The organism is Morganella sp. HSTU-ASny43 (assembly GCF_022819185.1).
GTDB lineage: Bacteria > Pseudomonadota > Gammaproteobacteria > Enterobacterales > Enterobacteriaceae > Morganella > Morganella morganii.
This window is the reverse complement of record NZ_WSPG01000019.1, coordinates 43,959-63,825: the sequence shown is the minus strand read 5'-3', so window position 1 is coordinate 63,825 and position 19,867 is coordinate 43,959. Positions and strand designations below refer to the sequence as shown.

19 protein-coding genes and 1 other annotated feature are annotated in these 19,867 nt (G+C 50.7%); of the genes, 18 read left to right on the top strand and 1 reads right to left on the bottom strand.

The annotated features are described in order from the left end of the window. The first annotated feature begins 21 nt into the window (after positions 1–21). The 6 genes from GN208_RS11555 (at position 22) to rplT (ending at position 6,229) form a co-directional block, all read left to right on the top strand. Entirely contained in the window at positions 22–702 is a 681-nt protein-coding gene (locus tag GN208_RS11555) for a transglycosylase SLT domain-containing protein (protein ID WP_004239975.1), read from the top strand. 480 nt (positions 703–1,182) lie between these two features. After that, positions 1,183–2,736, top strand: a complete 1,554-nt coding sequence (locus GN208_RS11550; RefSeq protein WP_225806423.1) for a phosphoethanolamine transferase — start codon at positions 1,183–1,185, stop codon at positions 2,734–2,736. Positions 2,737–3,068: 332 nt separating this feature from the next. Continuing rightward, complete coding sequence (thrS, locus tag GN208_RS11545) at positions 3,069–5,000, top strand: threonine--tRNA ligase (RefSeq protein WP_004235354.1); 1,932 nt, start codon at positions 3,069–3,071, stop codon at positions 4,998–5,000. A gap of 3 nt (positions 5,001–5,003) precedes the next feature. Then, positions 5,004–5,543: a translation initiation factor IF-3 gene (infC, locus tag GN208_RS11540; RefSeq protein WP_071592720.1), complete on the top strand. Its 540-nt coding sequence runs from the start codon at positions 5,004–5,006 to the stop codon at positions 5,541–5,543. A 91-nt stretch (positions 5,544–5,634) separates the two neighbouring features. After that, positions 5,635–5,832, top strand: coding sequence for a 50S ribosomal protein L35 (gene rpmI / locus GN208_RS11535; RefSeq protein WP_004235358.1), 198 nt, complete (start codon positions 5,635–5,637; stop codon positions 5,830–5,832). A gap of 40 nt (positions 5,833–5,872) precedes the next feature. Next, positions 5,873–6,229, top strand: coding sequence for a 50S ribosomal protein L20 (rplT, locus tag GN208_RS11530; RefSeq protein ID WP_004235362.1), 357 nt, complete (start codon positions 5,873–5,875; stop codon positions 6,227–6,229). 74 nt (positions 6,230–6,303) lie between these two features. Here rplT and GN208_RS11525 read toward each other — a convergent pair whose 3' ends face one another. Continuing rightward, positions 6,304–6,588 (bottom strand): hypothetical protein, encoded by a 285-nt coding sequence (locus GN208_RS11525; RefSeq protein WP_004235364.1) that lies wholly within the window; start codon positions 6,586–6,588, stop codon positions 6,304–6,306. After that, positions 6,375–6,497 (top strand) — a sequence feature (Phe leader region). (Overlaps the previous gene by 123 nt.) On the opposite strand from GN208_RS11525, the gene pheS reads away from it, so the two are divergent. The 12 genes from pheS (at position 6,587) to arnF (ending at position 19,742) form a co-directional block, all read left to right on the top strand. Continuing rightward, positions 6,587–7,570, top strand: a complete 984-nt coding sequence (gene pheS / locus GN208_RS11520; protein WP_004235365.1) for a phenylalanine--tRNA ligase subunit alpha — start codon at positions 6,587–6,589, stop codon at positions 7,568–7,570. The genes GN208_RS11525 and pheS overlap by 2 nt on opposite strands. A 14-nt stretch (positions 7,571–7,584) precedes the next feature. Beyond that, positions 7,585–9,972 (top strand): phenylalanine--tRNA ligase subunit beta, encoded by a 2,388-nt coding sequence (gene pheT / locus GN208_RS11515; RefSeq protein ID WP_004235367.1) that lies wholly within the window; start codon positions 7,585–7,587, stop codon positions 9,970–9,972. Between the two features lie 4 nt (positions 9,973–9,976). Next, a complete protein-coding gene (gene ihfA, locus GN208_RS11510; RefSeq protein ID WP_004235369.1) occupies positions 9,977–10,273 on the top strand; it encodes an integration host factor subunit alpha in 297 nt (98 codons plus the stop codon). A gap of 111 nt (positions 10,274–10,384) precedes the next feature. After that, positions 10,385–11,395, top strand: coding sequence for a vitamin B12 ABC transporter permease BtuC (gene btuC / locus GN208_RS11505; RefSeq protein ID WP_004239981.1), 1,011 nt, complete (start codon positions 10,385–10,387; stop codon positions 11,393–11,395). Further along, positions 11,395–12,168 carry an ATP-binding cassette domain-containing protein gene (locus GN208_RS11500; protein WP_004235372.1) on the top strand — a complete coding sequence of 258 codons (774 nt, stop codon included), beginning with the start codon at positions 11,395–11,397 and terminating at the stop codon, positions 12,166–12,168. Before btuC ends, GN208_RS11500 begins: the two co-directional genes overlap by 1 nt. Positions 12,169–12,311: 143 nt before the next feature. Further along, positions 12,312–13,457, top strand: coding sequence for a UDP-4-amino-4-deoxy-L-arabinose aminotransferase (gene arnB / locus GN208_RS11495; protein ID WP_004235375.1), 1,146 nt, complete (start codon positions 12,312–12,314; stop codon positions 13,455–13,457). Further along, entirely contained in the window at positions 13,458–14,447 is a 990-nt protein-coding gene (gene arnC, locus GN208_RS11490) for an undecaprenyl-phosphate 4-deoxy-4-formamido-L-arabinose transferase (protein WP_004239985.1), read from the top strand. Further along, positions 14,447–16,432 carry a bifunctional UDP-4-amino-4-deoxy-L-arabinose formyltransferase/UDP-glucuronic acid oxidase ArnA gene (arnA, locus tag GN208_RS11485; protein ID WP_243828376.1) on the top strand — a complete coding sequence of 662 codons (1,986 nt, stop codon included), beginning with the start codon at positions 14,447–14,449 and terminating at the stop codon, positions 16,430–16,432. The genes arnC and arnA overlap by 1 nt, the downstream gene beginning before the upstream one ends. Continuing rightward, positions 16,432–17,325, top strand: coding sequence for a 4-deoxy-4-formamido-L-arabinose-phosphoundecaprenol deformylase (gene arnD / locus GN208_RS11480; RefSeq protein WP_004235382.1), 894 nt, complete (start codon positions 16,432–16,434; stop codon positions 17,323–17,325). Before arnA ends, arnD begins: the two co-directional genes overlap by 1 nt. Before the next feature lie 6 nt (positions 17,326–17,331). Next, positions 17,332–18,993: a lipid IV(A) 4-amino-4-deoxy-L-arabinosyltransferase gene (gene arnT, locus GN208_RS11475; protein ID WP_004235384.1), complete on the top strand. Its 1,662-nt coding sequence runs from the start codon at positions 17,332–17,334 to the stop codon at positions 18,991–18,993. Between the two features lie 6 nt (positions 18,994–18,999). Next, on the top strand, positions 19,000–19,350 hold the full coding sequence (arnE, locus tag GN208_RS11470) for a 4-amino-4-deoxy-L-arabinose-phosphoundecaprenol flippase subunit ArnE (protein ID WP_004235386.1): 351 nt from the start codon (positions 19,000–19,002) through the stop codon (positions 19,348–19,350). Next, on the top strand, positions 19,347–19,742 hold the full coding sequence (gene arnF, locus GN208_RS11465; RefSeq protein WP_170950674.1) for a 4-amino-4-deoxy-L-arabinose-phosphoundecaprenol flippase subunit ArnF: 396 nt from the start codon (positions 19,347–19,349) through the stop codon (positions 19,740–19,742). Before arnE ends, arnF begins: the two co-directional genes overlap by 4 nt. Positions 19,743–19,867 lie beyond the last annotated feature (125 nt).

The following is a 19,867-nucleotide window of genomic DNA, read 5'->3' as shown; positions in this document are numbered from 1 at the left end:
TGCCGGATAAAGGGTAACAGAGTGAAAAAAACCGTTAGTGTGATTGCATTAGCATTATTGTTGGCGGGCTGCTCAGGAAGCAGCAAACAGTCCCGTACCGGTTCCGGCGGCTGGATAACGGCGCCATCGTCCGGCATCGGTGATTATTCCGCCTATCCGGTAAAGGGCAGTGGTGTCTATCCGGCCACTCCGTTTGATCAGTTTATCCGCCAGGCATCCAACCGTTATGAAGTTGATGAAACATTGATCCGCGCCATTATTGAGGTGGAATCCTCTTACCGGCCGGATGTGATCAGCAAATCCAATGCTGTGGGTCTGATGCAGATTAAAGCCTCAACCGCCGGACGCGATGCCTATCGTGTGAAAGGCCGCAACGGCGAACCGAGCACCCGTGAACTGCTGGATCCGCAAACCAATATCGACATCGGTACCACCTACATCCGGATTATCCGTGACCAGCATCTGGCCGGTATTACCGACCCGCAAACCCTCAATTACGCAACGATTGTCTCTTATGTTAACGGCGCCGGCGCATTGCTGCGTACGTTTGATAACAACCGGGCACTGGCGATTGAAAAAATTAACGCGCTGTCAGCCGATGAGTTTTATGAGCATGTGCAGAGCAAACACCCTGCATCACAGGCTCCCCGTTATCTGTGGAAAGTGAAAAACGCGTACCGCGCGCTGGCGATGGCCGACTGACTCTCTGATTTTCCCTTCCTGAACTCTTTCTCCGTTGCAGATACTGCGCCGCAGTGTGGATCTGCAGCGGACATTGTCCCGCTGAATTTCCCCGCTGCAAAAAATCCGTCTGACCTTTTTACATGGCACGCCCGTTTCCTGTGTATAAAAAGCATACGACCTGCATCATTAATAATGAAGAAAAGAATGGGGGAGTGTGAGGAATTGCGTGTTGTGCGGAAAAAATGAAAAAAAAAGCCCTGATTCAGGATCAGGGCAAGAGAAATACCAAAAGTTCACTTATCTCTACTACGGACGGAGTATAACGGACAACATTTTACAATTGGTGAATTAACAATGATAAATTGTATCAATGTTTTACCTGGTAGTTCTGTGGTGTGAATAATTGAGGGCTGTGATTGTTACAAAGCGGTCGTCCCCGGAGGAAAGTCCCGTTATAATGCGGGACTTTCTCTGTACTGATAATTAAAATTGCCGGGTATGATGACAACACGTATGTTACGGATTTTTATTGCGACAGCCGGACTTTTTCTGTTTCTGTCGGTTCTGCATTTAAGTTTTGGTTATGAATATAAGTTTATTTATGTTCTCAGTGCGGCAGCACTGTTTACATTTTGCCTGTCATTCAGCCGGGTGCTGTATGTTCTGCTGCTGACGATATATTTACTTTTGGGCCTTATTTACGGGGCGGTGGGGATCAATTACGGTTATCCCGATGTGAATGCGGTTGGTTCACTGATGTATACGGATAACGGTGAATCACTGGAATATATTGCCGGGCTGCCTTTTAAAACCTATCTGTATCTTGCCGGGCTGCTGGTATCTGCAGGTTGTGCACTGCTGATGAAGCCGCTGAAAAAACGTCATCAGCGAATTGTACTGTTTACCGTCTTTTTTATTACCGCATTCTGGTCATCCTCAAAAGATTATATTCAGGGAAAATCGGAAGGATTTGTCTCGGTATTTAAGTCCGGTTTACCGGAAATTCGTTTTTTCCGTGACAGTTATGAAAGCTATGTGCAAATCCGCAAAGATAATCTGCGTTATGCCAAGGTTATTGAAACCAGTGATCACTGGGATCCACAAGTCACAGAGACTGGTTATGACACCTATATTCTTGTCATCGGTGAAAGTGTCCGCAAAGATTTTATGCATGCATTCGGTTTTGAATTACACCCGAATACACCGTGGATGAGCAGCCGCAACGGCTTGTTTTTCGATAACTATATTTCTGCGTCCGGCTCCACCACACTCTCTCTGACAAATGCACTTGCTGTCCGTGAAGGGAATGTGACAAACCTGAGTGATAATCTTGTCGCACTGGCGAATAAAGCCGGCTTTCATACATACTGGATTTCAAATCAGCATATGAAAGGCATTTATGATTCTCCGGTGGGAATTATGGGGAAAAAAGCCGGTTTTTATCATTTTCTCGCCCCGAACCGTTCGGATAAAGGCGGGCCGGATGAAATGCTGCTGCCGTTCGTCCGCGATGCGCTGGCAGAGAAGAACGGTAAAAAACTGATTGTGGTGCATTTAATCGGTTCTCATCCGCAACCCTGCGGAAGACTGACTGAAAATTTCGATAAATTTATCGGTTCCCGTAATATTTCCTGCTATATCAAAAGTATTGAGAATACCGATAAATTACTGTCCGATATTGCCGTGATGGCAGGGCAGGAGCATCAGCGCTGGACAATGGCTTACTTCTCTGACCACGGTCTGCTGTTTACGGATAAGGGCACGGAGAATACCAATCTGACACACGGCGACAGCATGAAACAAAATTTTCAGGTGCCGTTCTTTATTACTGCGTTTGATGCACAGTCACAAAACCGTATAACACATTTCCGCAGCGGATTATCGATGTTGCCGCTGCTGAGTCAGTGGATGGGCATAAAAGAGGCTAGGCTGGATAATCATTGTGACTGGTTGCGGGATACGCAATGTGCCGGCCAAAAGAGTGTGGTGAATTTTAAAAATGAACTGAAATCATTTGATTCATTACCTGAAGATAATCTGGTTCTTCCCTGAAAACGGCCTGCGGCGGATTCTGACAGTACAAAAAAATGATTTAAAATCCGCCGCAGGCACTGTTTTAAAAAGGAAATGTTCATAATTCCTGCATTCTTTGTGACACGGCACACTTTTTCAGATACCTGGTCACATAAATCTATTAATCCTTATTTGCTGTGCTAGTATGGATTTTGAGTTCCGGCAAGGGCGCCCGGCAGATTATGATCCGCAGGTGTGACCCGGCTTGCAATGTACGCAAGAAATTGCCGGTAACGTACTGAAAATCAAATAAATGAGATTTCTATATGTGATCTTACGTATGGGTCACCACTGTAGATAAGGATTTAAAAATGCCTGTAATTACTCTTCCTGACGGCAGTCAGCGCCAGTTTAACCATCCTGTTTCTGTCCTTGATGTTGCGAATGATATCGGTGCCGGTCTGGCGAAAGCCTGTATCGCGGGTCGTGTCAACGGTACGCTGGTCGATGCCTGCGACATGATTGAACACGATGCAAATTTAGCCATTATCACCGCCAAAGACGAGGAAGGACTGGAAATTATCCGTCACTCCTGTGCTCACCTGTTAGGTCATGCCATCAAACAATTATGGCCGAACACCCGCATGGCGATTGGTCCGGTAATCGATAACGGTTTCTATTATGACGTTGATCTTGATGAGTCACTGACCCAGGAAGACCTCGAGAAACTCGAACAGCGGATGATGGAACTCGCCAAAAAAGATTATGACGTCGTGAAAAAACGCGTCACATGGGGCGAGGCCCGCGAGACGTTTGTTTCCCGCGGCGAAGATTACAAGGTTGAAATTCTGGACGAAAATATCGGTCAGGATGAGCATCCTGCACTGTATTTCCATGAAGAATATGTCGATATGTGCCGTGGTCCGCACGTACCGAATATGCGCTTCTGCCATAACTTCAAATTGCAGAAAGTGGCCGGTGCCTACTGGCGCGGCGACAGCGAAAACAAAATGCTGCAGCGTATTTACGGCACAGCGTGGGGCGATAAGAAGCAGTTAGCCGCTTATCTGCAGCGCCTGGAAGAAGCCGCAAAACGTGACCACCGTAAAATCGGTAAGCAGCTTGACCTGTATCATATGCAGGAAGAAGCGCCGGGTATGGCGTTCTGGCATAACGACGGCTGGACAATTTTCCGTGAGCTGGAAGTGTTCGTCCGTGTGAAACTGAAAGAGTATGATTACCAGGAAGTGAAAGGTCCGTTTATGATGGACCGCGTTCTGTGGGAAAAAACAGGACACTGGGAAAACTACAAAGAGCACATGTTCACAACTTCTTCTGAGAACCGTGAATACTGCATTAAGCCGATGAACTGTCCGGGTCACATTCAGATCTTCAACCAGGGTCTGCGTTCTTACCGTGACTTGCCGCTGCGTATGGCGGAGTTCGGCAGCTGCCACCGTAACGAATCTTCCGGTGCACTGCACGGTCTGATGCGTGTCCGCGGCTTTACTCAGGATGATGCGCATATCTTCTGTACAGAAGAGCAGGTAATGGACGAAGTCAGTTCCTGTATCCGCATGGTCTATGACATGTACTCCACTTTCGGCTTTAAAAAGATTGTGGTTAAACTGTCCACCCGCCCGGAAAAACGCATCGGTTCTGATGTCCAGTGGGACAAAGCCGAAGCTGACCTGGCAAGTGCACTGAAAGAAAACAACATCGAATTCGAATATCTGCCGGGCGAAGGTGCCTTCTACGGGCCGAAAATTGAATTTACTTTGTATGATTGTTTGGATCGTGCATGGCAATGTGGTACAGTGCAGCTCGATTTCTCTCTGCCGGCTCGTCTGGGGGCAACTTATGTTGCCGAAAACAATGAACGCGTGACCCCGGTGATGATTCACCGCGCGATCTTAGGCTCGATGGAGCGCTTCATTGGTATCCTGACTGAAGAAACTGCCGGTTTCTTCCCGACATGGTTAGCGCCTAACCAGGTAGTGGTGATGAACATCACTGATTCTCAGGCCGATTATGTCCAGAAAGTCGTCAAAGAACTGCAGGATGCCGGAATTCGTGCAAAAGCAGACTTGAGAAATGAGAAGATTGGCTTTAAAATTCGCGAACACACGCTACGTCGTGTTCCGTATATGCTGGTCTGCGGTGATAAAGAGATGGAAACAGGCGAAGTGTCTGTTCGTACCCGCCGCGGCAACGATCTTGGCAGCATAAACGTGAGCGAATTTAAAGACGCACTGCTTGAAGAAATTCGCAGTCGCAGACTTGAAGAACAACCGGAGGAATAAGGTATTAAAGGCGGAAAAAGAATTCAAACAGCACGTCCGAACCGTATCAATACGGAAATCCGTGTCAATGAAGTTCGTTTAACTGGTCTTGAAGGCGAGCAGCTTGGTGTTGTCAGCCTGAGAGAAGCTCTTGAGAAAGCCGAGGAAGCCGGGGTTGATTTAGTTGAAATCAGCCCTAATGCCGAACCGCCCGTTTGCCGTATCATGGATTACGGCAAATTCCTCTACGAGAAAAGCAAATCGGCTAAAGAGCAGAAGAAGAAACAAAAAGTTATTCAGGTTAAGGAAATCAAATTCCGTCCTGGCACAGATGAAGGCGACTATCAGGTCAAACTACGCAACCTGGTTCGTTTTCTTGAAGATGGCGATAAAGCCAAAATCACACTGCGGTTCCGTGGTCGTGAAATGGCGCACCAGCAGATTGGTATTGAAGTGCTTAACCGCATCAAAGACGATCTGAGTGAATTAGCTTCCGTCGAATCCTTCCCGTCGAAGATCGAAGGTCGCCAGATGATCATGGTGCTCGCTCCTAAGAAGAAATAGTCCGGCAATCCAAGTAATAAATGCCGGGGGCAACCCCGGCTTTTATTCGCCGGATTAATTCGTTGTTTAACAATGCGAAGTGGAAATAAAAATGCCAAAGATTAAAACTGTACGTGGTGCAGCTAAGCGTTTCAAAAAAACCGCCAAAGGTGGTTTCAAGCGTAAGCATGCTAACCTCCGTCATATCCTGACTAAAAAATCAACTAAGCGTAAACGTCATTTACGTCCGAAAGGTATGGTCTCCAAAGGGGATCTGGGTTTAGTTGTCGCTTGCCTGCCATACGCATAAGCAAGTTTTTTAGCAAAGTTTACGACTTTAGGAGATTAGTATGGCTCGTGTAAAACGTGGTGTCATTGCTCGCGCACGTCACAAAAAAATTCTGAAACAAGCGAAAGGTTACTACGGTGCCCGTTCGCGCGTTTATCGTGTTGCCTTCCAGGCAGTAATCAAAGCTGGCCAGTATGCTTACCGTGACCGTCGTCAGCGTAAGCGTCAGTTCCGTCAGCTGTGGATTGCACGTATCAACGCAGCAGCTCGTCAGAATGGTCTGTCTTACAGCCGTTTCATCAACGGTCTGAAAAAGGCATCCATCGAAATCGATCGTAAGATCTTAGCCGATATCGCTGTATTCGATAAAGCCGCATTTACTGCGCTGGTCGAAAAAGCAAAAGGCGCTCTGGCGTAATTGTTCAGACAGAAGAGGGAGCTTGCTCCCTCTTTTGCTATCCGGCAGAAAAAATCTGCGGAATGAATAATTTGTCATTGTATATCCGCATGTTTTTCGCGTAATATGACAAAATACATCCGGTTAACTGATAAATAGTTGAGAAAATGAATAATATCGTTTCTTTCCGCTTCTTTTTTTACTTTAGCGCCTGAACTCAGGGGGCTTTGCGCGTAAAAAAGAAACGAAAAGTAACGCCGTAAGCCTCCAGTTTGGAGGCTTTTTTGTTTCAGGGGCTTGCCGGAACGGGTGAGATAATCACGTCCGGCAGCACCGTCGTCATAATTGAAGACCACAGGGTCAGAGGAATAGGAAAACATGCCACATCTCGCTGAACTGGTTGCTCAGGCAAAAGCAGCCGTCGAAGAGGCAAAGGATGTTGCAGCGCTGGAATCGGTACGTGTTGAATACCTGGGTAAGAAAGGGCATTTAACCTTACAGATGCAATCGCTGCGGGATCTGCCGCCGGAAGATCGTCCTGCTGCGGGTGCAGTGATTAACGAAGCCAAACAGGAAGTTCAGACCGCACTGAATGCCCGTAAAGATTCTCTGGAATCTGCGGCGCTGAATGCCCGTCTGGCTGGAGAGCGGATTGATGTCTCTCTGCCGGGACGCCGCATGGAAAATGGCGGTCTGCATCCGGTCACCCGTACCATTGAGCGTATCGAAACCTTTTTCGGCGAACTGGGCTTTTCTGTTGAATCCGGCCCTGAAATCGAAGACGACTATCATAACTTTGACGCACTGAATATTCCGGCACACCATCCGGCGCGTGCTGACCACGATACCTTCTGGTTTGATGCCAAACGTCTGCTGCGTACGCAGACCTCCGGCGTGCAGATCCGTACCATGAAAGATAAACAGCCGCCAATCCGCATTATTGCGCCGGGCCGTGTTTACCGTAATGACTACGACCAGACTCACACCCCGATGTTCCATCAGACAGAAGGTCTGATTGTGGATACTGATATCAGTTTCACCAATCTTAAAGGCACACTGCATGATTTCCTGAATCATTTCTTTGAAGAAGAAGTGCAGGTGCGTTTCCGTCCGTCCTACTTCCCGTTCACTGAACCGTCAGCGGAAGTGGATGTAATGGGTAAAAACGGCAAATGGCTGGAAGTGCTGGGCTGCGGGATGGTACATCCGAATGTGCTGCGCAATGTCGGTATTGACCCGGACATTTACTCCGGTTTCGCCTTTGGTATGGGGATGGAGCGCCTGACTATGCTGCGCTACGGCGTGAGCGATTTACGCGCATTCTTCGAAAATGACCTTCGTTTCCTCAAGCAATTCAAATAAGGCGGGATACTCTCATGAAATTCAGTGAACTCTGGTTACGCGAATGGGTAAACCCGGCTGTCAGCAGCGACGCGTTATCTGATCAGATTACGATGGCCGGCCTGGAAGTGGACGGCACAGAAGCCGTTGCCGGTCAGTTTAACGGTGTGGTTATCGGGGAAGTGGTTGAGTGCGGACAGCACCCGAATGCCGATAAACTGCGTGTGACAAAAGTGAATACCGGCGGTGACCGCCTGCTCGATATTGTCTGCGGCGCACCAAACTGCCGTCAGGGGCTGCGTGTGGCTGTTGCGACAGTCGGAGCGGTCTTACCGGGCGATTTTAAAATCAAAGCTGCCAAACTGCGCGGCGAGCCGTCAGAAGGTATGCTCTGCTCATTCTCTGAGCTGGGTATCAGCGCTGATCACAGCGGTATTATTGAATTACCGGCAGATGCGCCAGTCGGTACCGATCTGCGCGACTATATGAAGCTGGATGATACCGCGATTGAAATCAGCATCACGCCGAACCGTGCGGACTGCCTGAGCATCCGTGGTGTGGCCCGTGATGTGGCGGTTCTCAATAAGATGGATTATCAGGCTCCGGATATGTCCCCGGTCGCCGCTGTCCATCAGGACACGTTCCCTATCCGTGTTGATGCGCCGCAGGCGTGTCCGCGTTTTACCGGACGTGTGATTAAAAACGTCGATGTGACAGCAAAAACTCCGCTGTGGATGGTGGAAAAACTGCGCCGCGGCGGTATCCGCTCTATCGATCCGGTCGTGGATATCACCAACTACGTCCTGCTGGAGCTGGGTCAGCCGCAGCATGCTTATGATCTGGATACCCTTGAGGGTGAGCTGATTGTCCGCATGGCAGAGCAGGGTGAGAAACTGACGCTGCTGGACGGCAACGAAGTCACACTGACAGATAACATTCTGGTGATTGCAGATCGCCGTGGTGCGCTGGGTATGGCCGGTATTTTCGGCGGCGAGCACTCTGGTGTGTCTGACACCACTAAAAATATCCTGCTGGAAACCGCATTCTTTAACCCGCTGGCTATCACCGGCCGTGCACGTCAGTATGGTCTGCATACCGATGCTTCACACCGCTTTGAGCGCGGCGTGGATCCGCAGTTACAGCGTATCGCGGCTGAGCGTACCACCCGTCTGATTCTGGATATCTGCGGCGGTGAGCCGGGCGAAATCATTGAAGTGGTTTCTGAAGCAGATTTACCGAAAGCGGCAACGATTACACTGACCCGTAACAAGCTTGACCGTCTGATCGGCCATTATGTGGATGATGCGCAGGTAACGGATATCCTGACCCGTCTGGGCTGCGATGTGAAAATTTCTCAGGATCAGTGGCTGGTGACTGCGCCGTCATGGCGTTTCGACATGGAAATTGAGGAAGATCTGGTGGAAGAAGTGGCCCGTATTTACGGCTACAACAATATCCCGGATGTTCCGCTGCGCGCTGACCTGATTATGACCTCCCGTCACGAAGCACATCTGCCGCTTAAGCGTGTGAAAACACTGCTGGTTGACCGTGGCTTCCAGGAAGCTATTACTTACAGCTTTGTCGATCCGAAAATCCAGACCCTGCTGCACCCGGGTCAGGACGCGATTATTCTGCCGAACCCGATTTCTGCAGATATGTCAGCCATGCGTCTGTCATTGCTGACCGGCCTGTTAAGCACTGTTGTGTACAACCAGAACCGTCAGCAGAGCCGTGTCCGTCTGTTTGAATCCGGTCTGCGCTTTGTACCGGATGCGGCCGCAGACCTCGGGATCCGTCAGGAAACCATGCTGGCAGGCGTTATCGCCGGTAACCGTAATGAAGAACACTGGTCATCGGAAAAACAGGTCGTTGATTTTTATGATTTAAAAGGTGATCTGGAAGCCATTTTGGAATTGACTGGCAAATTAGATCGTGTATCGTTTAAAGCAACGACAAATCCGGCCCTCCATCCGGGACAAGGTGCTGAGATTTATCTGGAAGATGAGCATATTGGTTATATCGGTGTGGTTCATCCGGAACTGGAGAAAAAACTGGATCTCAACGGCCGTACGGTTGTCTTTGAAATCCGCTGGGACGCACTGACAAACCGTATTATTCCTGAGGCTGAAGCAATTTCACGCTTCCCTGCGAACCGCCGGGATATCGCCATCGTTGTGCCGGAAAACGTCGCTGCACAAGACATTCTGAACGAATGTAAAAAAGTTGGCGTAAATCAGTTAGTTGGCATAAACTTATTTGACGTGTACTGTGGTAAGGGTGTTGCTGAGGGTTATAAGAGTCTGGCGATCAGTCTGACCTTACAGGATACAGAGCGTACACTTGAAGAAGATGAAATTGCAGCAACCGTAAACAAATGCGTTGCCGCGTTGCAACAGCGATTTAAAGCATCCTTGAGGGACTAAACCTATGGCGCTTACTAAAGCTGAAATGTCAGAAAATCTGTCGGAAAAACTGGACCTGAGCAAACGCGATGCGAAGGACCTGGTAGAACTGTTTTTTGAAGAGGTACGCCGTTCTCTTGAGAATGGTGAGCAGGTGAAATTATCCGGTTTCGGAAACTTTGATCTGCGGGACAAGAATCAGCGTCCGGGCCGTAACCCTAAAACGGGTGAAGATATTCCTATCACAGCCCGTCGTGTTGTCACTTTCCGTCCGGGGCAGAAACTGAAAGCCAAGGTCGAAAAATCGACACCGAAAGAGTAAGACCTGAAACGACCTCTTATGAGGTCGTTTTCTTTTCTGTGGTTTGTCAGACATTAACCTCCTTCTGACTCAGGTATACTATCTCCCGTCTTGATTAATGACAGGGATCTCATGCATATTCACAACCCCATCACGAAGCTGGTACAGACGCGGAAAAAGCGGGATGTACAGCGCATAATTCTTCTTTCTGTTACCTTGCTGATAATGATCGCCGTTGCACTGTGCGCCGGTGAGATGTGGATTTTACCGGACCAGTGGTTATCTGAAACCGCGCAGTTATTTGTCTGGGATCTGCGTTTCCCGCGTGTGCTGGCGGTGATTGCGGTGGGGGCCGGGCTGGCAATGGCCGGTGCGGTGATGCAGGCCATTTTTGAAAACCCGCTGGCGGAACCGGGGCTGCTCGGCGTGAGTAACGGTGCCGGGGTGTTTGTTGTCTTTATCGTCCTGTTTTTCAAAGGCATGCCGCCGCTGTGGGTGCTGGGGGGCGGGGCGGTGATCGGGGCGACACTGCTGACACTGATTTTACTCTGGTTTGCTCATTTCCGGCGGCTGAGTAACAGCCAGTTGCTTCTGGTCGGGGTGGCTCTCGGGGTTATCTGCGGTGCATTTATGACCTGGATGGTGTATTTCAGCACCAGCCTGGATTTACGTCAGCTGATGTACTGGATGATGGGAAGTTTTTCCGGGGCGGACTGGCGGCTCAGTCCGCTGCTGGCAGCGATAGCCGTAGTGGCTGTGTGGCTGCTGTGGCAGGCACCGGTGCTTAACTATCTTGCACTGGGCGAGGTTAATGCCCAGCAACTGGGGGTATCGGCACACCGCTGGCGCAATGTGTTTATTATTGCGGTCGGGTTGCTGATCGGCCTGAGTGTGGCGGTGGCCGGCGCTATCAGCTTTATCGGGCTGATTATCCCGCATATGCTGCGGCTGATGGGTATTACCGATCACCGGACATTATTACCTGCCTGTGCATTATTCGGCGCCGTCAGTCTGTTGCTGGCGGATTTATGCTCACGGCTGATTTTATCCAATGCCGAAATTCCGATCGGCGTGGTGACCGCAACCATCGGCGCGCCGGCCTTTATTTATCTGCTGACCCGGCATCACGGAGGACGCCGCTGATGAATAATCTGTTACTTGATGTCAGCGGGATCCACATCGGCCGCCGTCTTACCTGTGATGCCCTGCAATTTTTTGCCGGACAGCAAATCCATCTGCTGGGACCGAACGGCTCCGGCAAGAGTACTCTGCTGGCCGCACTGGCGGATGCTGTGCGTTATGAGGGGCAAATCCGCTACCGCGGTACGGACTTAAAATCGATCCCCAAACGGCAGCAGGCACAGTTCCGTGCGTATCTGACCCAAACCACCGATTGTGTCCCGGTGATGACGGTGTTTCAGTATCTGCAGCTCTATATGCCGGCGGTGCAGGAAAATACACAGCTTATTTATCAGTTGTGCGGCGATTTTCAGCTGGAGCTGTTACTGCCGCGTATGCTGATGCAATTATCCGGCGGTGAATGGCAGCGGGTGAAAATAGCGGCGATATTTCTGCAATTATGGACAACGGATGACTTGTCCGGGAAATACTTATTACTGGATGAGCCGCGTAACCACCTGGATATTACCCAGCAGGCGATGCTGGATAAATGGATAGCCCGGTTTTGTGAACAGCAGGGAACGATTATTACCAGCGGTCATGATTTAAACCACAGTTATCTGCATGCCGATGCGGTGGTGTTACTTAAAGCCGGTCAGTTACTTGCCGCCGGTGAAACTCAGATAATTATGACTGAAGATATCTTGAGCGAACTTTTTCAGTCTGAAATAAAAAGTATCAGACCAATACAAGAAACACAGTGGCAAATAACAGATTGGCATCAACAACGGCGCTGATTTTTGTTATGCTGTCACATATATTTGTTGTTATGTAGTCGCTGTAAAGATTAAGAATTGTTTAAACGAAGCCCTGGTGTTGAGCGTCAATTGAATCAATTCAGGATATAATCATCACTTCCGATTCTTATTAGGTTGTATTTATGCTTGAGTTTCTTCCGTTTTCCCGGCCAGCTATCGGCGAGTCAGAGATCGCGGCTGTTGAAAAAGTACTGCGTTCCGGCTGGATCACCACCGGCCCGCAAAATCAGCAGCTGGAAGCGGATTTCTGTCAGCGTTTCGGCTGTAAACACGCCATTGCTCTGGCATCCGCAACTGCCGGTATGCATGTTGCGCTGATGGCACTGGGTGTCGGCCCGGGAGATGAAGTGATCACGCCTTCACAGACCTGGGTTTCCACCATCAATATGATCGAGCTGCTCGGCGCGGTACCGGTGATGATTGATGTTGACCGCGACACACTGATGATTCAGCCGGATGACGTCCGTACGGCGATTACCCCGAAGACCAAAGTCATCATTCCTGTTCATTATGCCGGAGCGCCCTGTGATTTGGTTGCTTTACGTGCTATTGCGCAGGAACACAATATTTTCCTGCTGGAAGATGCCGCACATGCCGTTGGTACCCGTTACCGTGACGAGTGGATCGGCGAAAAAGGCACCGCTATTTTCTCTTTCCACGCGATTAAAAACGTCACCTGCGCGGAAGGCGGATTAATTACTACAGATAACGATGAACTTGCACAGCGTATCCGCTGTCTTAAGTTCCACGGGCTGGGTGTGGATGCGTTTGACCGTCAGATGCAGGGCCGCAAACCGCAGGCAGAAGTGGTCGAACCGGGGTTCAAATATAACCTGTCAGATATCCACGCCGCGATTGCGGTGGTGCAGCTGAGCCGGATGGACGAACTGAACGCACGCCGCGCACACCTGGCACAGCTTTACCGTGAAGCCCTGGAGGGGCTGCCGGTTAAATTGTTATCCGTGCCGGATTACCCGCATCTGCATGCCAATCATCTGCTGATGATTCGTGTGGATAAAGCGGTCTGCGGCATCGATCGCGATACCTTTATGGAGCAGTTAAAAGCGGTCAATATCGGGACAGGTCTGCATTTCCGTGCAGCTCATACCCAGAAATATTACCGGGAACGGTACCCGTCATTATCACTGCCGAATTCGGAGTGGAACACCGCGACATTATGTTCGCTGCCGTTCTTCCCGGATATGAAAGACAGTGATGTGACCCGTGTGACAGACGCAATCAGAGCTATTCTTGCGGAGCAGAAATAAGTGTCATTTAACGAAATTAAGAAAGTCTCAGTGGTAATTCCGGTTTACAACGAGGAAGAGAGTCTCCCTCAGTTGCTGGAACGTACAATCAAAGCCTGTCAGTCGCTGAAGCAGGCGTATGAAATTGTGCTGGTGGATGACGGCAGCCGTGACCGTTCAGCAGAAATGCTGACGCAGGCGGCAGAGATCCCTGAAAACCATGTGGTTGCTGTCCTGCTGAACCGTAACTACGGCCAGCATTCCGCAATTATGGCGGGTTTCAGACAGGCCGGTGGTGATCTGGTGATCACCATGGATGCGGATTTACAGAATCCGCCGGAAGAGATCCCGCGTCTGGTTGAAAAAGCAGAAGAGGGCTATGACGTGGTCGGCACACGCCGCGCAAACCGTCAGGACTCCTGGTTCCGCAAAACCGCCTCAAAAATGATCAACAAAATGATCATCGCCGCAACCGGCAGCGCTATGGGTGACTACGGCTGTATGCTGCGTGCGTACCGCCGTCATATCATCGATGCGATGTTACAGTGCCATGAGCGCAGCACCTTTATTCCTATTCTGGCAAATACCTTTGCCCGTAAAACGATTGAGATTGATGTTAAACACGCAGAACGTGAGTTCGGGGACTCAAAATACAGTTTCCTCAAACTGATCAATCTGATGTATGACCTGCTGACCTGCCTGACTACCGCGCCGCTGCGCCTGTTAAGCATTGTCGGCAGTATCATCGCGGCGTCCGGTTTCCTGCTGGCGCTGTTACTGATTATTCTGCGCGTGGCTTTCGGCGCGCTGTGGGCGGCAGAGGGAGTGTTTACCCTGTTCGCCATCTTATTTATGTTTATCGGCGCACAATTCGTGGCAATGGGTCTGCTCGGGGAATATATCGGGCGGATTTATAACGATGTTCGTGCACGTCCCCGGTATTTTATTCAAAAAGTGGTCGGCGCTCAGGCGAAAGAGACCAGTGAAACTGAAACTCAGGAAAAAAACTAATGAAAGCAATCGTATTTGCCTACCATGATATTGGTTGTGTCGGATTGAAGGCCCTGAAAAAAGCGGGCTTTGATATTCAGGCCGTCTTTACCCATACGGACGACCCGGGTGAAAACCATTTCTTCTCATCGGTGGCCCGCGTCAGCGCGGACATGGAATTGCCGGTTTATGCCCCTGAAAACGTTAACCACCCGCTGTGGGTGGATCGCATCCGTGAACTGAAACCGGATGTTATTTTCTCTTTCTACTACCGCGATATGCTGAGCGAAGAAATTCTGGCGCTGGCACCGAAAGGCGTATTTAACCTGCACGGTTCTCTGCTGCCGAAATACCGCGGCCGCGCACCAATCAACTGGGCTGTGCTGAACGGTGAAACCGAAACCGGTGTTACCCTGCACAAAATGGTTGCCAAAGCCGATGCCGGCGATATTGTCGCACAGGAAAAAGTCACTATCGGTGGTGACGATACTTCCCTGATTGTTCACGGTAAAGTCCGTGAAGCCGCAGAAACACTGCTGAACAAAACTTTACCGCTGATTGAGGCCGGTACTTATAAAACCACCGCTCAGGATGAATCTCAGGCAACATACTTCGGCCGCCGTTGTGCGGAAGATGGTCTGATCGACTGGAATCAGCCGGCTGCACAGATCCACAACCTGGTCCGTGCGGTGACAGAACCGTATCCTGGTGCATTCACCTTCCTGGGTGAGCGCAAAATGATCATCTGGCGCAGCCGCGTGCTGGCCGATAACAAAGGCAAACGTCCGGGAACCGTTATTTCTGCGGAACCGCTGGTGATTGCCTGCGGAAACGGCGCGCTGGAAGTGATCAGCGGCCAGGGGGAATCCGGCCTGTATGTGCAGGGTGCCCGTCTGGCAGCGGAAATGGGTATCGTAACTGATGTCCGCGTCGGCCCGAAAGCCACTGCACAGGTTGCCCGCCGTAAGCGTGTGCTGATCCTGGGTGTGAACGGTTTCATCGGTAACCACCTGACAGAACGTCTGCTGGAAGACGGCAACTACGATATCTATGGTATGGATATCAGCTCTTCCGCGATTGATCGTTTCATCGGTGACGAGCGTTTCCACTTTATTGAAGGCGATGTCAGCATTCACACCGAGTGGATTGAGTATCACATCAAAAAATGTGATGTCATTCTGCCGCTGGTGGCGATTGCCACACCAATCGAGTATACCCGTAACCCGCTGCGCGTGTTCGAGCTGGACTTCGAAGAAAACCTGAAAATCGTCCGTTACTGCGCGAAATACAACAAACGTATCATCTTCCCGTCCACCTCCGAAGTGTACGGTATGTGTGATGACAAAGAGTTTGACGAAGATAATTCACGCCTGATTGTCGGCCCGATTAACAAACAGCGTTGGATCTACTCCGTTTCCAAACAGCTGCTTGACCGGGTTATCTGGGCATACGGCGCGAAAGAAGGTCTGAAATTCACGCTGTTCCGTCCGTTCAACTGGATGGGACCGCGTCTGGACAGCCTGAACTCCGCGCGTATCGGCAGCTCCCGTGCTATCACTCAGCTGATCCTGAACCTGGTGGAAGGTTCGCCGATTAAACTGGTTGACGGTGGTGAGCAGAAACGCTGCTTTACTGATATCCATGACGGTATCGAAGCCCTGTTCCGCATCATTGAAAACCGTGACGGCAAGTGTGACGGCCAGATCATCAACATCGGTAACCCGGTGAACGAAGCGAGTATCCGCGAACTGGCAGAAATGCTGCTCGACTGCTTCGAGAAACATCCGCTGCGTGATAACTTCCCGCCATTTGCCGGCTTCCGTAAAATCGAAAGCAGCACTTACTACGGTAAAGGTTACCAGGACGTGGAGCACCGTAAACCAAGCATCAAAAACGCTGAGCGTTTACTGGGCTGGAAACCGACTATCGATACCCGCCAGACTGTGGAAGAAACTCTCGACTTCTTCCTGCGCGGTGCGGTTGAAGAGCTGAGGAACGACGAGTAATGAAAAATGTCGGCCTGCGGGTTGACGTGGATACTTACCGCGGCACACTGGAAGGTGTGCCGCAGTTACTGAAGGTATTTGCGCAGCACGATATTAAAGCCAGTTTTTTCTTCAGCGTCGGGCCGGACAATATGGGGCGTCACTTGTGGCGCCTTTTGCGTCCTAAGTTTCTGTGGAAAATGCTGCGCTCCAATGCGGCTTCATTATACGGCCTGGATATTCTGCTGGCCGGTACAGCGTGGCCGGGTAAGAAAATAGCCCGTGACCTGGGTTACCTGATGAAACAGACGCTGGATGCCGGTCATGAAGTCGGCCTGCATGCGTGGGATCACCAGGGCTGGCAGGCGAAAATCGGCCGCTGGACACCGGCACAAATCACAGAGCAGATTCGTCTGGGTACCGATGCCTTATCACAGGCTACCGGGCAGCCGGTGCAGTGCTCTGCGGTGGCGGGCTGGCGCGCGGATGAACGGGTGATTGAAGCTAAACAGGCATTTGGTTTTGCCTACAACAGTGATTGCCGCGGAACGCATCCGTTTCGTCCGCTTCTTGCAGACGGGACTACCGGAACCGTGCAGATTCCTGTTACACTGCCGACCTATGATGAAGTGGTGGGGCCGCAGGTGGCTGATGCGGATTTTAACGACTTTATCCTCGATGCAATCAGACGGGATCAGGGCGTACCGGTCTATACTATCCACACAGAAGTGGAAGGCATGTCCAAAGCCGCACAGTTTGAGGCATTGCTGGATCGGATTAAAAACGAGGATTTCCGCTTTTGTCCGCTCAGCGAACTGCTGCCGTCTGATTTATCAACATTACCGACAGGCAAAGTGGTACGGGGTGATTTCCCCGGCCGGGAAGGGTGGCTGGGCTGCCAACAAGAGGGATAGCATTACATGCTGAATAACCGGGCGAGTAAAATCGGAGCCTTTCTGCTGGCTCTTTTTTTCGTGTTAACTTACCTTTTCCCGATCAATGATCGTCTGCTCTGGCATCCGGATGAAACCCGGTATGCGGAAATCAGCCGTGAAATGGTGACACAGGGTGACTGGGTCGTTCCCAAATTACTCGATCTGCGTTATTTTGAAAAACCGGTGGCCGGTTACTGGGTGAATAACGTCAGCCAGCTGGTCTTCGGTCATACCAATTTTGCTGTCCGTGCAGGTTCTGTCTTCAGCATCCTTATCAGCACTCTGCTGGTTTACTGGATGACCCTCCTGATGTGGCGCAACCGTCACACGGCATTTGTTGCGTCGCTGGTCTTTGTCTCCATGTTTCTGGTGTTCAGTGTCGGCACATACAGTGTGCTCGACCCGATGTTTGCCATGTGGGTGATTGCCTCGATGGCCTTCAGCTTCAGGGCACTGAAAGCCGAAAATGTGAAAACCAGAATAACCTCCTGGTGCCTGCTTGGTCTGGCCTGCGGTATGGGCTTTATGACCAAAGGCTTCCTTGCGCTGGCGATCCCGGTGGTGGCTATGCTGCCGGTGATGCTGTACCAGCGGCGTTTCCTTGAGTTACTGAAATTCGGCCCGCTGGCGGTTTTCTGCGCAGTGCTGATCAGCCTGCCGTGGGCGATTGCGGTTCATCAGCAGGAGCCGGATTACTGGCGCTATTTCATTGTGGTGGAGCACTTCCAGCGTTTCTCAGGTGAAGATGCCCAGCACGCCTCGCCGGTCTGGTACTACATCCCGGTGATCCTGCTCGGTTGCCTGCCGTGGCTGGCGTTACTGCCCGGCGCATTGTTTAAAGGCTGGAAAGAGCGGCGCAATAATCCGCCGATGTTTTTCCTGTTCTGCTGGTTTGTTGCCCCGTTCCTGCTGTTCAGTATTGCCAAAGGTAAACTGCCGACCTATATGCTGCCGCTGATGGCACCGCTGGCTGTGATGATTGCCAAATACGGCGTTGACTGTGTGCGTAAACACCGGATGAAAGCATTACAGGCGAACGGTATTCTGAACCTGACCTTTGGTGCAGTGGCGGTCGCCGGGCTGATCGTTGCCAGTTATCTGGTGAAAAAACCAATCTATCAGCCGGATGAATGGTCCAAAGTGGTACTGGGCATTGTCGCCTTTACTATCTGGGGCATAATCGGGTATCTCTGTTATCTGCTGAAAGCAAAACACTGGCTGTGGGCGGCTTCCTGCTCACTGGTGATCAGTCTGACATTCGGCAGCGCGGTGCCTGATCGTTCCGTGGATTCCAAACTGCCGCAGGCGTTTATCCGCCAGAATATGACTGATCTGGAAAAAAGTCCGTTTATTGTCAGTAACAGTGTCGGCATCGGTGCCGGGCTGGCCTGGGAACTGAAACGCGGTGATATTTATCTGCTGAATAATTCCGGTGAGCTGACTTACGGCCTGAAATATCCGGACAGCGAATACCGGTTGCTGAATGATGCGACGTTCGCTGACTGGCTGGCGGAAACCCGCAAAAAAGGGCAGGTCGCACTACTGGTAACAGATAAAAATGACACCTACGATGCCAAACTGCCGCCGGCGGACAAACGGACTGAAAACAGCCGGATGACCCTCTATATCTATGATAAACAGCCATAAGGTGTGATGGTGTTCGGGCAAATTGTTTTACTGATTATTGTCAGTTTTCTTACCTGCGGCGGCCAGATCTGCCAGAAACAGGCGGTGGATGTCTGGCAGGCGGCGCAGGAAAATGCAAAACGCAGAGGCCTGTACTGGCTGGCGCTGGCGGTGTTTCTGCTTGGCCAGGGGATGCTGCTGTGGCTGAAACTCCTGCAGGTGATGCCGCTGAATATCGCTTATCCGATGCTGAGTATCAACTTTGTGGTAGTCACCCTGGTGGCACAGTTTTTATACGGTGAGCGGGTGACCCGCAAGCACTGGTGCGGTGTGGCCGCGATTGTCACCGGCGTGATTCTGATGGGAGCGGGACACTGATGCGCGGATATCTCTGGGTGCTCGGCAGTGTGCTGTTTGTCACCGCCGCTCAGCTGCTGCTGAAACTGGGCGTGACACAATTACCCGATATTGCACTGAGCTCACAATGGCTGGATATCCGCTGGCTGTTATCTCAGTGGCAGCCGTTTGCAGTCGTTTTCGCCGGATTGGCGGGGTATGTTCTGTCAATGGTGTGCTGGCTGCTCGCGCTGCGGGATTTGCCGCTTAATAAAGCCTATCCGCTTATCAGTCTGAGCTATGTGTTTGTCTATCTGCTGGCTGCCTTTCTGCCCTGGTTTAATGAAGGTGTGTCGCTGATAAAAAGCATCGGTATTATTTTTATTCTGTTTGGTGTGCGTCTGATCCACAGCAAAGAGAAGCCGGCCGCATAGTCACGGGGCGGTTTACTGTTTTATTAAGCCGCCATTAACCGTTAAGCCTGAATTAATCCTCCCTTTTATTCTTTCTTGTATAACAAAAATATCCTGTTCTTCCGTGAATTATTCTGCAGGGCTCT